The following is a 15,625-nucleotide window of genomic DNA, read 5'->3' as shown; positions in this document are numbered from 1 at the left end:
TGGCATATGTCACCTCCTTATAGCAAGATCATCAACTATATCTCATCCTTTGAGAATCCCTTATCGACTCTATTTAAATGCAGAATGCTCTAGACCCATATGGTTGTAGCCGCTTCGATCCGAGCATCCCAACCATAGCGCATTGTCCAGCAGACGCTCTTGGTTATGGGCAAGGTCTATGATTCTACACTCGATCACCAATATCCAGCACAACAAACCAGCGATGAGGCAGGCTGTATTCGATGTACGCGGCTAGTTGTCGTTCGGATGGGTCGTGAACAGCCCTTGTGGGGGCAAAGCTCGCAGCAATCACTCTGACAGAATCGATGAATCTCCTTCTCAAAATAGAAAAATTTTTGTGAGATTCTGCCCGAGCGGGTGGGTTTCTCAACAACCTGTTAAGGAAGATTTCTCCTTGAAAAAAATGGGATTCTTTTTACTGTTCAGCTGCAAGCTTTCTTACTAGAATGTAGTGTTTTCTATGCCTTATCTCAGTCACAAATAATTTTCATTATAAGAGAAATGACTATGCGTCCCATCTCCTCTCCCCCTCCAGGTTCTGATCCTTTTGTGCGCCGACTGACAGCATTTACGTTGGTCATTATTACTTTGACGCTGCTATGGTGGTCATTGCCCCTCATCGAGTCACTTTTCACACCTAAAGTGGGTGGCGTACGCACGGTTACTGCGCGTGGCGATCTGGCTGCAGATGAGCGTGCGACCATTGAGCTTTTCGAAAAATCCCGTGACTCGGTCGTATTTATCACAACAGTCAGGCTAGTGCAAGATATCTGGACGCGCAATGTTTTTGCCGTTCCTCGAGGTACAGGCTCGGGCTTTATTTGGGATGATGCTGGCCATGTCGTCACTAATTTTCACGTGATCGAGGGTGCCAGTGAAGCAACGATCAAGCTAGCTGATGGGCGTGACTATAAAGCTGCGCTGGTCGGCGTAAGTCCAGCACACGATATTGCAGTTTTGAGAATCGGCATAGGTTTTAAACGCCCACCCCCTGTTCCAATAGGCACCAGTCATGATCTGAAAGTCGGGCAAAAGGTGTTCGCCATCGGTAACCCTTTTGGACTCGACTGGACGCTGACCACGGGTATTGTCTCTGCATTGGATCGCTCGCTTACCAGCGAAAGCGGCGCTGCCCCCATTCAACATTTAATTCAGACCGATGCAGCTATCAATCCTGGTAATTCGGGTGGGCCTCTCCTGGATTCGGCGGGACGCTTAATCGGCATTAACACAGCGATCTATAGTCCAAGTGGAGCATCTGTCGGCATCGGTTTTGCCGTGCCGGTCGATACTCTCATGCGCGTAGTACCGCAAATCATTTCCCATGGTAGATACATACGTCCGACACTGGGAATTGAAGTCGATGAACGGCTTAATGAGCGCATCACGGCCATGCTGGAAATTGAAGGTGTAGTCGTGTTGCGTGTAACCCCGGGCTCAGCGGCTGATAAAGCAGGTTTGAAAGGTGCAACCTTAACCCCTGATGGTGGCATCATTCCAAAAGATGTGATCGTGGCCGTACAAGGTAAGCAGGTGGATTCCGCTTCTAAGTTGCTAGCATTGATCGATGATTATAATGTTGGTGATACGGTACAACTGACCATCGTGCGCGATGGGCAAAAGCAAGAAATCGGTGTCGTTCTACAGCCAGGTGCGTAAATTTTGCATAGTGCTAACCCGGATATTTCACCAAGCCGGCCTCTACTATAATGCAATAGTTGATGAACAAGCATTTCCGGACAGATTTACGCAAATCCAATTTGTACCATTGGCCTTCGCGGGCGCTGGCGGGAGATTTGCTGCATCTTTCCGCCCCCACTTCGCGCCAATAGTCGCGGATATTGACTTGGCGCTGGATATGTAAATTTGCTCGCAAATCTCCTCACCATCATCCCGCGTCCTGTCGAAATATCCGGGTTAACGCCAGAAACCATTAAAATACCAGCGCGGTGAAGAACGCACCCGCTCATGCGATGTATAGGAGAGAGGCTGAGCAGACCACCGAATATTGGAGGTAGCACGAAGTGATAGTAAACGCTTGATGCGTTCCTCAGTGGCGGGGTGTGTTCGGAGCCAGGAAGGTTGAGGATTGCCCCAGCCAGGAAATAACCAGGCACGCCAAGACCGGCTGGCTCGCTCGATCCTGGCTAGCGCCAATGCTAGTGCTTCAGGATCCCCAGTAAGCTCGCTCGCCTTCAGATCAGCGTGAAATTCCCGCACACGCGAAAGTCCCAGTTGCAGCAGCAAAGTCAGATGAGGAGAAAAAAGCAGCAGGAGCAGCACAGGCCAGTTGATTGTCGCGTAACCGAGTAGAACGGAAGGCAGCGCAAAGAACAACAGTATCTGGCCCGCCAGCGCCAGCATGCTCGTCAATCGACTGATATAATCTGCCAAACCCATAACAATAAGATCACCATTCGCGACGTGGGCAGTCTCATGGGCCAGTACAGCAGCAAGCTCACGTATCGATAAATAACGCAACAAACCGTCAGTTAGCGCAATGGCAGCCTGCCGCCGGTTACCGACAGTGAATGCATTGACCATGGGACTTTCTACATAATATAATGTTGGCACATTGGGTAATTCAGCACGTGCCGCGAGAAACGCGATGATATGCCATAATTCTGGCGCTTCATGGCGTGTAATTGGGCGCGCGCGGTAGAGCACCAGTGTCAGCCGCGAACCTACTGCAGGTTGTATCAGCACGATAATTACACTGATCAGAGCGATCAACCACAAGCCTTCTTTGCCAAATAATAGCCAGCCAGCAAGAATAAAAATACCCAGCAGCAAACAAATCAGCAGAAAAGTTTGCAAGCGGTTAACCCAAGAATGTGCACGAATACTCAACATAACCTTTTCCAATTACCCTCCGTCAAATAATTTTTTCATTACCAAGGTAACAAGAATACGAGTCGTAGCGCATATATTAGGTTCATTATTCATGAGTACGGTGCTAGATCACTTTGCGATAATTTATCAAGCAACGAATTGTTCTCAAAAGTTCTCAAAAGAAAAATTATTAAACCTAAAAACCGAAGTTGGACGAGGTGGAGCATGTGGTGATCAAGGTGCGAGGCAAGACGCGATGAGGTCACAGGGCCATCCCCTGCAACGAAGAGCAACGCCGCATTCGCGCCTGAAGCGACATATGACACCTCGTAGCGGCCTCACCATTCTGGTGAATGAGAAAATTTATAAAATGTCTCTATATATCATGGACTTAACTCTCCAGCCAAGCGATCAACTGCGCTTCTTAGGTTAAACTTAATTTCACTTGTAATCGTCCTGATCAATATCCTTTTTTCTCTAATGGGAAATCGTCTGCGTTTCCACGGTAGCTACCGAACGACTTACACTAAGGTACAAGAGGTGTCACTTTCTAGATATACTCTCGGAGAAGCTGCACCCTGTAATGGGAATATCTTTAACAATGTGACTGCTAAGGCGCAGCTTTAACTCTGCGCCTTATTTCCTAATCAATCATCGGGATTGTCAGATAACAATCAAAACAGCGATTTCATGAGAATAAATTATCGATTAATCAAAAACTTAAATTTTGCATTTTTGGCAAAAATGTATCTTCCGACAGCCCCTGATCAGGAGGAAGTGCTGCTGCCTCCTGGAACAGATTACCCGAATTCGGACGGCAAGACTGCAATCCGTCTGTGCCGCCAGTCGCAGGTAGCGTGAAGATCAGATCGATTTGAGTCGCCTCATCGGTGCCGTGGAACACCTTGAGCGACGGATGATCGAACGGTGCCCTACTACAAGCAAGCCGCTCATCCGTGAGGCTTTTCAGAAATGCAATAAGGTCGCTTTTTTCATCATTGGTTAAGTTAAGCGGTGTGATATCTGGATCGAGATTGCTGCCTCTATGTTGCTTGGCTACTGGATCGCCTTTACCAAGCATGCCTGTACCCGAGGTATCGTGCCTATCACTTGGTTGGTGATGGCCACGACGATTGCCTCCTCGATTGTAAAAATCAATGACACTTTCCAGTGTCGCATAACCACCAGTATGGAAGTAAGGGGGTGTAAGCCCGACATTGCGTAGTGTCGGCGTTTTGAAAGCACCGTTAACAGCTTGCCGCTCTTTCCCTTTCTTCAAAGTCTTCAAGGCAACCTGTTGATTTTCCCGATTACAAGGATCTTCAGCCAGAATCAATATTTCGAATTCGCATGGATTATTCCCGTAGTTGTCAATTCTCTTCTTCCCAATGAACTGGCGAGTGAATGACAGCGGATTGCCAAATGGATCATTGTCACCAACCCCGAGATCGGTCACCGTTGGGATTACTCCGATGTTGTAGAATGCATTGTCATAGAAAGCAGGCTGAGTATTGCCCTCAGACATCAGCATACGCTCAATTCTGCCTTCGTCTGATTTGTTGAAGAGCGCGCCGGAGTGACAGTTAACACACTTTCCCTTGCCAATAAAGATATCCTGACCCCGTTGCTCCGCCGCGGCAAGCAGGCCATTATCAAAGGGTGAGTCATTGGATACGAGTGTCGATTCATATAGCATGATCGCAATACCCCAGAACATCGAGAAATTAATTTCCTTCTGTGTATAGCCCTTGGGATCGTTTATGATATTGCCCTCATTATCACGGCTGTATCTGCCATGGCCATTCCACCATTTTGGATTAAACGCTGCGCGTATCCGGTCCGAGTAGGTGCCCGGAATCTTTCCGTTAGCGTCAAGCAGTTGTCCCAGCACGCTGTCATTGTTGTGCACATCTTGCCATGCGAGTGGCTGCCGACTCAACATTTTGCGGCCGAGTTTGGGAAAAGTCTTGCCTCCACACGTCATCTCGAATGCCGACAAGGGAGGTCCTAGAGACTGCGAGGCCAGGCTGGCATTTTTCAATGCGAGCCTTATTGCCTTAACTCCAGTTTTATTATTTTGGAGCACAAATGCCGCATCAGAACGGTTTCCAAAAGGATCGAAACCATTAAAAATATTATTGGCCCGCCCATCCCAGAAACTACGGAAATTAAAAACTGCATTGATGTTTGTAGGCGTATTCCTTGGCCCGACCTTACGATGAAAGATGAAAGAGGCATCTAGCTCCGGAACACACACCTCGTTAAAGGTAGCGGTTTTATGAGGGATCACTACCTTCTGCAAATCTACAAACGTAGAAGGTCTGACACCCTGTGAGCTGAATACGTCATTCGTGGTATATAAAATTGCAGAATCGCGATCAAGTGGATCTGCCAGTTGGTGGAAGGGAAAATCTTCAGGCTTGGCTAGGTAATTGGGACCTGCAAGAGATCCACTTGCCGTGCGATGGGCAGTACTTAAGGGTGATAAATCATTATGATCAGTTGTGTCATTAGGCACTGATGTGAGGCCTCCGAATTCTAAATCTCCGCCAGGAAAACGCAAATCGAGGAGGCCAGGGCTATATTGATTCTTTATACGCGTGTCAGCGCCACCCGCAAAATGACACGATGCGCAGGCCTGCCCGTCGCTGCCTGCTTGCTGATCCCAAAAAAACATCTTACCAAGAGCAATCGCCGCCTCTCTGTCAGTAACAATACCCTTCAGATTTGGAAGTTTGGGAATCTTTCCCTTGAGGGTTTCTAATGTGTGAGGTGCATCCGGGACAACCGCATGTGCGTGGATAAACCATAATGTCAATACTGCAAACGATGAAAAGACAATACTTATAAACCTTAGCTTACTCTTCGATATAAAAAAATATTTCATTCCAGAAAACCCCCTAAAATTAGTTCTTTTTTCAAATTTCTCTTGTCATTTCCATTATGAAGATTTCATACTTTACTTGATCGAATCAATGGCAGATCAACTGGGTAATCATCGTTGCTGATTCTTAAATAGGGGGTGCAATAATGAAATAAGCATTTTCTTTGTTTTAATCTAAGGAAATTCTTTATTTCAATTCTTATTAAAATTGAAGAAATTTGGCTATGGGCTAGGAGAAAAGTCATGACTAGAACTCATTTCATAAATGCCGCTGTTCACAATGACGGAAGAATGCTAACTTCCGGTGGATGAGCAGATACGAACGACTGACAGACGAACAATGGACCATTCTTTCACCGCTGATTCCGCCATCGCCGGTTCGTGCCGACGGGAGAGGAAGACCGGAAGTCCACGACGACCGAGCGGTAATGGATGGCGTACTTTGGGTATTGCGCACAGGCGCCTCGTGGGCTGATCTTCCCGACCGATTTCCCTCTCCCTCGACCTGCTTCCGACGGTTCAGCCGCTGAGTGAAGGCGGACGTACTGCGCAAGATACTGGAAGCGCTGGCGAGAGATCTGGAGGAGCGAGGCGGAATCGATCTCACAGAATGCTTCATCAACGGCACCTTCACGGTGGCGAAAAAGGGGGCTCCAAAGTCGGAAAGACCAAGCGGGGCAAAGGTACGAAGCTCATGGTTATTGCAGACGCTACTGGTCTTCCACTCGCTGTGCACACGGCTTCTGCTTCGCCACATGAAGTCATCCTTGTCGAGGCGACACTCGCTGAGACCATCACCGTGGGACGACCCCAAAGAATTGTGGGAGATCGTGCCTACGACAGTGATCCGCTCGATCAGCGGCTGGCAGCCCAAGGAATCGAGCTGATTGCTCCGCACCGAAAGAACCGTATCCGCCTGGCAACTCAGGATGGTCGCCCACTCAGGCGCTACCGGCGTCGATGGAAAATCGAACGTTTATTTGCGTGGATGAACAAGTATAAGCGAACCCTGATCCGTTGGGATCGCTGTTATGAGCGTTTCACAGCCTTCGTTCATCTCGCCTTCTCGATGATCCTGATGCGCAGACTGCTGCGATTTATGAAATAAGTTCTAGTTCCATTTCCAAATCAAAGATGACACGAAGGCGAGCCGCAGACAGTATAAATAATACGGCAAGGTGAAGCCGACAAAGTCAGGTTTGATTTAGATATGGAATTAACTGAAAGACAAAAATACACTTAACTTTTGGAATATTGCATAACTTCAGTCAAAAAAATATTTGATCAACTGTCGATAAAGCTGATTTCTACGTGTTTGCACGTATTTTTTTTATTTACATATTTCAATAACCTATTTAAAAACCATTAGAGTTTAATAAAAGCATTTATTACTCCTATCTCTTATCTTAGATTCAATCAAGAGTCTTTCACAGAAAGACATTCAATAACCAAAAGGAGATCAAATCATGAAAACAGCTATGACAGTATCTTACCTATTAGTCCTTATACTTCTCGCTAGAAACGTTTATAGTAGCGACATGGCTATTAGGCTTACCCCTGTTGAACAACTGTTTTTGCAAGGCTATATTACGGCTAAGCTTACCGGAGACCAGGAAGTTCCTCCTGTGGTTACCCAGGTACAAGGAAAAGCGAACTTTGCATTTAATCAAGAGCTCACAGAGATGGCGTACGAGCTTAAGGCTCAAAGCTCTAGAGATGAGCCGGTAGGGTTACTTGGTCAAGCAGGAGCGCATATTCATTGTGGGGCTGTAGGCAAGAATGGACCGATAGTAGCCTTTCTATCAGGTGTAATTACCGGCGGGGTCGATGGCATGGTGGAAATCAAGGCGACACTCACTGACGCAAATATTGTCGCAAACACATGTATGAACTCTATTCAACAAGACATAAAAACTTTAAAAGATCTGGCCGAAGCGATGCACGCAGGGAATACCTATGTGAATATTCATAGCAATGCTCATCCCGGCGGCGAAGTGCGGGGACAGATAGTAACGGGTAATTAGCAAACAAATCATCTTAAGATGAACAGGCGAGGAGAATACTGTGATTGATTATTCGCTCCCGATCTTGCAAAAACCTGGTCGCTGGCGGATTCTGGTGGATACTCTGAATCCGAGACTGGGAGGCAGTTGTGCAGACTCTGGAAGAGGGAGGAGGGACTCGAAGTGGTGTCACGCTCTCTCATACTGCTGGTGCGCAAGGGAGAAACTGCGAATGTTAAGGTGACTTGAGGTAGCAATTAGAACGAACTAAGAAGCAGAAGACATGGTGATAGGTAGTCAGCGTTTTTTTATTGGTGCCGAGCTGGTTGAAACGGGTATTCATTTCTGCATTTATGTATCGGGGCGGCACGTCGTGAAGCTGATGACAGAGCCATCCAAGGCCATGAGGGTGGCTCTGAACAGATCGAAGTGGTGTTAAAGGCAGAAGGGTAACGGCTTCTTCTTGGCCAGCGTGCCGGATGCGTGTGCGGGGATACTTTATCGCTACCTGCTTGCGCTGCCAGTTATGAAAGATCTTCTATATATTCGACAATTTTCTATTTTGCTACACGAAACAAAGCCTGTATAACCAGATCCGTTGTCATTCTTTCATTCATGGCATGACCCACCAGTTCCCTGTTAAATAGGGGCCTTTCATTCCAGTAAGAATATAGCCAGCCTTCGTCCATAGGAATATAGGTGATATCGCTGGCCTATGCTTTGTAAGGTGCGCTAACAGAAAACCCTCTTTCCAGAATATTAGGGGGTGTGAACGGTAAATGATGTTTAGAATCGATTGTTCCCTTAAATTTGCGTTTTTGCTTACAACGTAAACCCAGCTAAGCGTTTCGCACTATAGGTCTCTCGAGTACGTTGAGGTGCAGCCCCACTTTCTTTAAAAAACTTGATCGATTGCTCACGAAATTCCTGGCTATATCGTGTTCGCGGTAATTGTTCCATTCTTGTCCTTCATTTCATGTCTATATTTTATGAAACTTTGGACTCCAGGAAATTCAGCATACCTCAATCGCGCAAGTGTGGAGTGTTGCGGAATTGCTTCGCACTTGAGTACAGGCAGCGGAGCTGGCCGCACGATCTACTGGTCGTTGCTGATGGTTACCATCATAAAAACTAAAAGAGTCTGAATCAATTGACAATTATATGTGTTACAGCACTGTTTTCTAAGTTTTTACTACGATTTAATTTTATTTCCAAATCAAACATGATACGAAGGTGAATCAGACGGTATAAATAAGATGGCAAAGAGATTTGCGAGCAGGTTTAAGTATCCCGCGTCAAACCAATATCTGCGATTATTGGCGCGAAGTAGTGGTAGAAAAATACCGAAATTTCCCGCCAATGCCTGCATAGACTAACGGTACAAACTGGATTTGCATAAATCTATCCGGAAACGCTTGCTCATCAACTTTCGCATTGCAGTAAAGGCCGGTTTGGTGAAATATCCGGGCTAGCTAAATTTCGGATTTGATTATCGTACACGTGCCTATGTGTGACAGGGTTTATTGGAATTGAGCTGATTATCATAAAAGAAGCGGACATCTTTTCCACCCTCATTTACAAGAGGGATATCTGGAAAATAGTCCGCTGCCTTTTTGACGTCAGCAACATCAGCAGCATCAATGTAATTGGAAAGAGGAAGAATCCGGCTGGAAACCTTGATCTCCATAGTCCAGCAGGCTTCTCCTTAACAATCATTGCCTCATTTATTGCGACCTTTTCCTTTAGGCCTGTATCCCCATTGTCATGCTCGCCTACAGAGCTCTAGCTGACATAAAGATTACCAGTATTGGATATTACACATCGTTATTGCCGCCTTTATTAAGGCCTTTACCATTATTCACGTTGCCTCCCTCCCCCAACCTGTTATTTCCATTATTTCAGTTACTTCCACTATTGCCGCTATTGCCGTTATTGCCGGTATTGCCGGTATTTTCGTTATTTTCATTACCCACTACTTCCAAACCGACTCTATTTGCTTTCGCGTCGAGATCACCGATTTTGAAGGTTGGCACATCCGTGGTATTGGTTTCCACATAGACCACTCCATCCCAGTCCGGTATCGGCGTGGGGATGGCAATGAGCTGGCCCGGATTCTGGGAGTCAAAACGCAACAGCATGGAGGTGTCTTCGTGCGTGGTATTGTGGCAATGCTCCACATATGAACCCGTGAATTCCCGCGTGCGCATTACTATATCGACGCTTTGAAGGCTATCTGACAAATCACCGATACGATACATATCTTTGCGCGCAAATCTTTCCCACTCAGGGGGAGGTAATCCGCCTCTTTTCAGGATCTGCCCTTCCTCGAAGTGAGGATGTATCGGGTGAGCCCAGCCGCCGCCACCGTTCACAAGGTGCCAGATTTCAACGCCGCCCTTGTTAGGCGCAGCAGATAGCCGACGCGGATCCATAGTAAACCCTTGCCCGCCATCGGTATTGATGGTCCATGGTTTATCATCTGCGCCATCCGAACGTCCGAATACAAACGTGCGATGCGTTGCATTATTGAGTTCTTCCGCGGTGAATGTCGGCAGCGGGATCATTTGTTTCTTGCCCGGCTCAAAATCAGCAGGATTCATGCTCAAATCTGTGCCATCGTAGGCTTGTACCCGGAACTCAAGAAACTTGCCCACTGCTGGATCACCCTGATATTGTCCTGACAGGATATCTTCCAGCGGGATCTCTTGATTAGGCCGCCTACCATTTTGATGTTCCAGCACGTTGACAAAATAGAGTTTGTCACCGGGCTGGAATTGACTGAAATCCACAACGATGTCATAGCGTTCTGCGATACCCTGTGACGGAAGAATAGCATCTGGAAAGCGAACAGCATGCTCCATCACATTACCGTCATTGGCGATCATATGGAATGGTACCCGTTGGCCGGCTGCGGTTACCAGCGCAATTTTGAACCAGCGCGCCACACTGACATTCAGAATACGGAAACGGTAGCGGCGCGCCCGCACCTCAAAGAACGGTTTGAACAACCCATTCACCAACATTTGATCTCCGAGGAAGCCATCGGTCTGGAAAATGTTGAAGAAAAGCTGACCACTCTGATCCCAGGCTTTATCCGCAACCATCAAGTTAATGTCATAGTCACGATTCCCCCAATCGAGGGCGGTGCCACTCGGAAAACGCAGGTTGACACCGTCATCCAGCCCTTCGTTGCCGCGATCGAGTGCGCTGTAGAAATTTGACATGGCAGCGTTGCCCTTGTAGACATTCTGTGCCGTAAAATCGAGCATGTGGTCATGGAACCAATGCGTGCTCATGGTTTCGCGGAAGTCCCCACGGATGCGCATGATGCCGCCCTTCCCATCGGGAGCACCCGCTCTGGGATCCGATTTGTCCGTATTGATGGTATCGTGCCCAGCGAGGATCATAGGCCAGCGATAGTCATAAAACTGCCCCGGGAAGAAGAAAGCTCCTGCGAAACCGTCACTTTCTGCTGGATGGTGGCCATTATGCTCATGCGTTGTGATGGTATGCCTGCCAAAACCGTTGTTCGCACCCTCATCGATTGGCAGCGCATTGTAATGGCGAAACAGGATGGGCTCCCCATAGCGCACCGTGATTAATTTCGGCGGGAATGTCCCGTCAAATGTCCATACCGAATTAGGTTGCTGGATCGGCAAATTGGGATGAAAACGTACCTGAATACCCACAGTGGTCCCTTCAAAACCGGCACGACCTGTAGTGTTATGGTAGAGACCACCTGGCGCAAATTCACCTACAGCATAGCGATGTCGCTGCTGATCATTACGCAGCCCCTCGTTTCTGCGCACGCCAGACTGGGCTGTTTGTACCCATACCTGTGGAAAGAATTCATCAAAGCGCTGGTGGGCGTAAAATTCGCCGGGTGGACGCCCTTCGATTGCCGTAAAATTGAGCGGCCCGGTATGGGTTTCAATCAAATCCTGCCAAGGATTCGGCAGTACTATATTCGCTTGTTCCATCGGGAAGGGATGGATCGGTTCCCTCAGAAACGCATCGAGTGCTGCTCCATTTGGAGAACTCCTGATATTGTTTGGCTGCGGTAAAGTCGAGGTGCAATTGCGGCATTCAACCAGGGGCTTTGAGCCCATTTCCTCAAGCAGCAGCATTTTTTGCGAAAAAGGAGTGGCGCCAAAAAGTGGGCTCGGTGGCGCTCCAGTCGGAATGTCAAAGCCGCCACTTGTTTGCGCTAACGAGGTACCGCACAGGAATGCCGCAGTTAGACAGAAAAAAACTCCCAGGCCCTTCATTTGTTTCTGCACCCTGTTTAATCGTCGGTGCTGTGGCCTTGTAGCTGAATGATATTTGGTAGCAGGAGCTGCCAAGCTGCCAGACAAATTTATTGATTGCATAGGAACCTCCTTTTGTTTGAATAACTCCTTTATTGTTATTGCGCCAGCCAGCTAATTCAGCCAGCCGGATCGATATTGAGCACTTATTTATATGCTTACTCATTGACAGGAAGCGTAGTCGCTTCCTGGAACAGATCATCTGAATCTTGTAGATCCAATACCCAGCTTCTGGCGCAAGAGCGTAATATCTGCTTCTTTGCCAGTAAAAAATTGCCAGCCAGGAGCAACACCAAACTTCTCCGCATACTGCTTGAGCACTGTGGGAGTGTCATGTGCTGGATTAATCGTAATGGAGTAGATAAACACATCGCGCCCCACACGATCACCAAGGAGCTTTTGCAAGTGTCGTAACCGCGCTGCTTCCAGGCACAGGAAAGCTTGCAGTTAGTAAAAATGAAATTAATTACAACTATCTTATCTTTGATAAGGCAGTTGTAGAAGCAGACATCTTTTCCGTCCTCATTTGCAAGAGGAATATTTGGAAAATAGTCCGCTGCCTTTCTAACATCAGCAACGTCAGTATGATTGCAAAGAGGAAGAGTCTGGCTGCAAACCTTCACCTCCATAGTCCAGCTAAGCTTCTTCTCATCAATCATTGCCTCCTTTATGACCGCCCCTATTGCGACCTCTACCATTATGGCCTTTACCCCCATCGTCATGCTCGCCTACAGAGTTAGAGTTCTGGCTAGCGTGAAGATTTCCGCTGTTGGATATTCGCACATCGTTATTGCTGCCTTTACTACGGCCTTTACCATTATTCATGTTGTCTTCCTCCTCCAATTCGTTATTTCCGCTGTTTCCGTTATTTTCATTGCCCACTGCTTTCAAACCGACTCTATTTGCTTTCGCGTCGAGATCACCAACCTTAAAGGTTGACACATCCGTGGTATTGGTTTCTATATAATCAACCCCATCCCAGTCCGGCATCGGCGTAGGGATAGCAATGACCTGGCCTGGATTCTGGGAATCCCAACGCAACAGCATGGCCGAGTCTTCGTGCGTGGTATTGTGGCAGTGCTCCATATATGTACCCACAAATTCTCTTACACGGACCGCAAATTCAACACTACCAAGTGTGTCTGGCATATCACCAATACGATATACGTCTTTACGCGCCCATTTCTCCCATTCAGGTGGAGATAATCCACCCCGTTTGAGAATCTGACCCTCTTCGAAGTGCACATGTATTGGGTGGCTCCAACCGTTTCCACCGTTTACAAGGCGCCAGATTTCAACGCCGCCCTTGTCAGGCGCGGCAGACACACGACGAGGATCCATGTTATACCCTTGCCCCCCATCGGTCTTGATGGTCCATGGTTTGTCATCTGTGCCATTCGCACGCCCGAATTCAAACGTGCGCTGCGTTGCATTGTTGAGCTCTTCGGCGGTGAATCCCGGTAGTGGAATCATTTTTTTCTTGCCTGGCTCAAAATCGGCAGGGTTCATGCTCAAGTCTGTACCGTTGTAGGCTTGCACACGGAACTCGAGAAACTTGCCAACTGCCGGATCACCCTTATATTTTCCTGATAGCACCTGGTCAAGTGGGATCTGTTGATTGGGACCTTTACCATCCGTGTGTTCCAGCACATTGACAAAATAGAGTTTGTCACCGGGCTTGAATTGACTGAAGTCCACAACGATGTCATAGCGTTCCGCGATGCCTTGTGATGGAAGAGTTGCATTCGGAAAGCGGACTGCATGTTCCATCACATTACCGTCATTGGCGATCATATGGAACGGCACCCGTTGGCCGCTTGCAGTTACCAGCGCGATCTTGAACCAGCGTGCTACGCTGGCATTCAGGATGCGGAAACGGTAGCGGCGCGAGCGTACGTCAAAATAAGGTTTGTACAGCCAGTTCACCGTCATCCGATCTCCGAGGAAACCATCGGTTTGGAAAATGTTGAAGAAAAGCTGTCCATTTTGATCCCACGCTTTGTCAGCAACTATCACGTTAACGTCATAGTCACGATTCCCCCAATCCAAGGCTGTGCCACTCGGGAGACGCAGGTTAACACCGTCCTCCAGCCCTTCATTGCCACGGTCGAGCGCACTGTAATAATTCATCATGGCAGCGTTGCCTTTATAGACATTCTGCGATGTGAAATCCTGCATGTGGTCATGGAACCAATGCGTGCTCATGGTTTCGCGATAGTCCCCGCGAATGCGCATGATGCCGCCGTTCCCATCGGGAGTACCTGCTCTGGGATCCGATTTGTCCGTATTAATGGTGTCGGTCCCAGCGAGAATCATGGGCCAGCGATAGTCAAAGAATTGCCCTGGGTAGAAGTAGGCATGCGCGAAGCCATCGCTCTCAGCCGGATTGTGGCCATTATGCTCGTGCGTCGAGATGGTATGTCTGCCAAAACCGTTGTTCGTCGTCTCATCGATCGGCAGTGCGTTGTAATGGCGAAACAGGATGGGCTCACCATAGCGCGCCATGATTAGTTTCGGTGGAAAGGTACCGTCAAACGTCCACACTGAATTAGGATGCTGCACAGGCATTCTGGGATGAAAACGTACCTTGATACCCTTAGTGCTCCCTTCAAAACCAGCACGACCTGTAGTGTTATGATACAGACCGCCTGGGGAAAATTCACCTACAGCATAGCGATGTCGCTGCTGATCATTACGCAATCCCTCGTTTCTGCGCGCGCCAGACTGGGCTGTTTGTACCCACACCAGCGGAAAGAACTCAAGCCAGCGCTGATGGGCGTAAAATTCCCCAGGTGGGCGCCCTTCGATTGCCGTAAAATTGAGCGGCCCGGTATGGGTTTCAATCAAATCCTGCCACGGATTCGGCAGCACTATATTTGCTTGCTCCATCGGGAAGGGATGGATCGGCTCCTTCAGAAATGCATCGAGTGCTGCTCCTTTTGGAGAACTCCTGATATTGTTTGGCTGCGGTAAAGTCGAGGTGCAAGTGCGGCATTCAACCAAGGGCTGTGAGCCCATTTCCTCAAGCAGCAGCATTTTTTGCGAAAAAGGGGGGGCGCCAAAAAGCGGGGTCGGTGATGTTCCAGTCGGAATGTCGAACTTCGCACTATTTGCGGTAGGAAATGAGGTGCCGTAGAAGGTTGTTGCGGACAAACAGAGCAGCAAAGCTTTCCTAATGCTCATTTGACTCTGGACTCTGCGTAATCGTCGGAATACCTGCTTGGGTTTGGATAAATTTTCTATATGTAAGAGTTTGACTGAAAGGCTTGATCTACTTAGTCTTGTAAAACGATCTTCTATCATTTTTCTCTCCTTCTTTCAGCGTATTTCTTCCTAATCATTACCCGTATCAAGATCGCCAGTTTTGAATGTTGGTACATCCGTGATGTTGGTTTCTACATAGATAACTCCATTCATGCAAAACGATCTTTTATTATTTCTTTTCTCCTCCTTTCAAACTGTTATTCCCGTTGTTTCCCCCTTCCAAACCGACTCTATCTGCTTTCGCGAAATGAAATTAATTACAACTACCTTATCTTTGATAAGGTAGTTGTAAAGTAGACATCAGCAACATCAGC

General features: G+C 47.8%; 12 protein-coding genes and 2 pseudogenes. 6 read left to right on the top strand and 8 right to left on the bottom strand.

Translation table 11 applies throughout. The annotated features are described in order from the left end of the window. Window positions 1–165 precede the first annotated feature (165 nt). Together R2Q26_RS01995 and R2Q26_RS01990 are read left to right on the top strand one after the other, a co-directional pair. Window positions 166–318, top strand: a complete 153-nt coding sequence (locus tag R2Q26_RS01995) for a hypothetical protein (protein WP_317534731.1) — start codon at window positions 166–168, stop codon at window positions 316–318. 210 nt (window positions 319–528) lie between these two features. Beyond that, window positions 529–1,680 (top strand): S1C family serine protease, encoded by a 1,152-nt coding sequence (locus tag R2Q26_RS01990; RefSeq protein ID WP_411182303.1) that lies wholly within the window; start codon window positions 529–531, stop codon window positions 1,678–1,680. A gap of 258 nt (window positions 1,681–1,938) precedes the next feature. Here R2Q26_RS01990 and R2Q26_RS01985 read toward each other — a convergent pair whose 3' ends face one another. After that, window positions 1,939–2,874, bottom strand: a complete 936-nt coding sequence (locus R2Q26_RS01985; protein WP_317534729.1) for a zinc metalloprotease HtpX — start codon at window positions 2,872–2,874, stop codon at window positions 1,939–1,941. 91 nt (window positions 2,875–2,965) lie between these two features. On the opposite strand from R2Q26_RS01985, the gene R2Q26_RS01980 reads away from it, so the two are divergent. Then, the gene (locus R2Q26_RS01980) at window positions 2,966–3,286 is read left to right on the top strand and encodes a hypothetical protein (protein ID WP_317534728.1); all 321 of its coding nucleotides are present in this window, start codon (window positions 2,966–2,968) and stop codon (window positions 3,284–3,286) included. Between the two features lie 279 nt (window positions 3,287–3,565). On the opposite strand, the gene R2Q26_RS01975 is transcribed toward R2Q26_RS01980, so the two are convergent. After that, on the bottom strand, window positions 3,566–5,740 hold the full coding sequence (locus R2Q26_RS01975; RefSeq protein ID WP_317534727.1) for a cytochrome-c peroxidase: 2,175 nt from the start codon (window positions 5,738–5,740) through the stop codon (window positions 3,566–3,568). Window positions 5,741–6,045: 305 nt separating this feature from the next. On the opposite strand from R2Q26_RS01975, the pseudogene R2Q26_RS15415 reads away from it, so the two are divergent. The 3 genes and pseudogenes from R2Q26_RS15415 to R2Q26_RS01960 all read left to right on the top strand — a co-directional run bounded on the left by R2Q26_RS15415 (window position 6,046) and on the right by R2Q26_RS01960 (window position 8,179). Next, a pseudogene (locus R2Q26_RS15415) lies at window positions 6,046–6,845 on the top strand (IS5 family transposase). 370 nt (window positions 6,846–7,215) lie between these two features. Then, window positions 7,216–7,761: a CHRD domain-containing protein gene (locus R2Q26_RS01965; RefSeq protein ID WP_317534725.1), complete on the top strand. Its 546-nt coding sequence runs from the start codon at window positions 7,216–7,218 to the stop codon at window positions 7,759–7,761. Between the two features lie 262 nt (window positions 7,762–8,023). Continuing rightward, window positions 8,024–8,179 carry a hypothetical protein gene (locus R2Q26_RS01960; protein ID WP_317534724.1) on the top strand — a complete coding sequence of 52 codons (156 nt, stop codon included), beginning with the start codon at window positions 8,024–8,026 and terminating at the stop codon, window positions 8,177–8,179. 130 nt (window positions 8,180–8,309) lie between these two features. Here the strand turns inward: R2Q26_RS01960 and R2Q26_RS01955 are convergent. The 6 genes and pseudogenes from R2Q26_RS01955 to R2Q26_RS01935 form a co-directional block, all read right to left on the bottom strand. After that, window positions 8,310–8,579, bottom strand: a pseudogene (locus R2Q26_RS01955) (IS3 family transposase); the annotation flags it as partial. After that, entirely contained in the window at window positions 8,563–8,700 is a 138-nt protein-coding gene (locus R2Q26_RS15410; RefSeq protein WP_176969701.1) for a hypothetical protein, read from the bottom strand. The pseudogene R2Q26_RS01955 and the gene R2Q26_RS15410, both read right to left, overlap by 17 nt. 544 nt (window positions 8,701–9,244) lie before the next feature. Continuing rightward, window positions 9,245–9,427 carry a hypothetical protein gene (locus tag R2Q26_RS01950; RefSeq protein WP_317534723.1) on the bottom strand — a complete coding sequence of 61 codons (183 nt, stop codon included), beginning with the start codon at window positions 9,425–9,427 and terminating at the stop codon, window positions 9,245–9,247. A gap of 211 nt (window positions 9,428–9,638) precedes the next feature. Beyond that, window positions 9,639–12,110 (bottom strand): multicopper oxidase domain-containing protein, encoded by a 2,472-nt coding sequence (locus R2Q26_RS01945; protein ID WP_317534722.1) that lies wholly within the window; start codon window positions 12,108–12,110, stop codon window positions 9,639–9,641. Window positions 12,111–12,245: 135 nt separating this feature from the next. Then, on the bottom strand, window positions 12,246–12,476 hold the full coding sequence (locus tag R2Q26_RS01940) for an SCO family protein (RefSeq protein WP_317534738.1): 231 nt from the start codon (window positions 12,474–12,476) through the stop codon (window positions 12,246–12,248). A 222-nt stretch (window positions 12,477–12,698) separates the two neighbouring features. Then, complete coding sequence (locus tag R2Q26_RS01935; protein WP_317534721.1) at window positions 12,699–15,350, bottom strand: multicopper oxidase domain-containing protein; 2,652 nt, start codon at window positions 15,348–15,350, stop codon at window positions 12,699–12,701. Window positions 15,351–15,625: the final 275 nt, after the last annotated feature.

This window comes from Nitrosomonas sp. Is37, from assembly GCF_033063275.1.
Lineage (GTDB): Bacteria > Pseudomonadota > Gammaproteobacteria > Burkholderiales > Nitrosomonadaceae > Nitrosomonas.
Note: the sequence above shows the minus strand (reverse complement) of the source record. Positions and strands in the feature narration are given on the sequence as shown.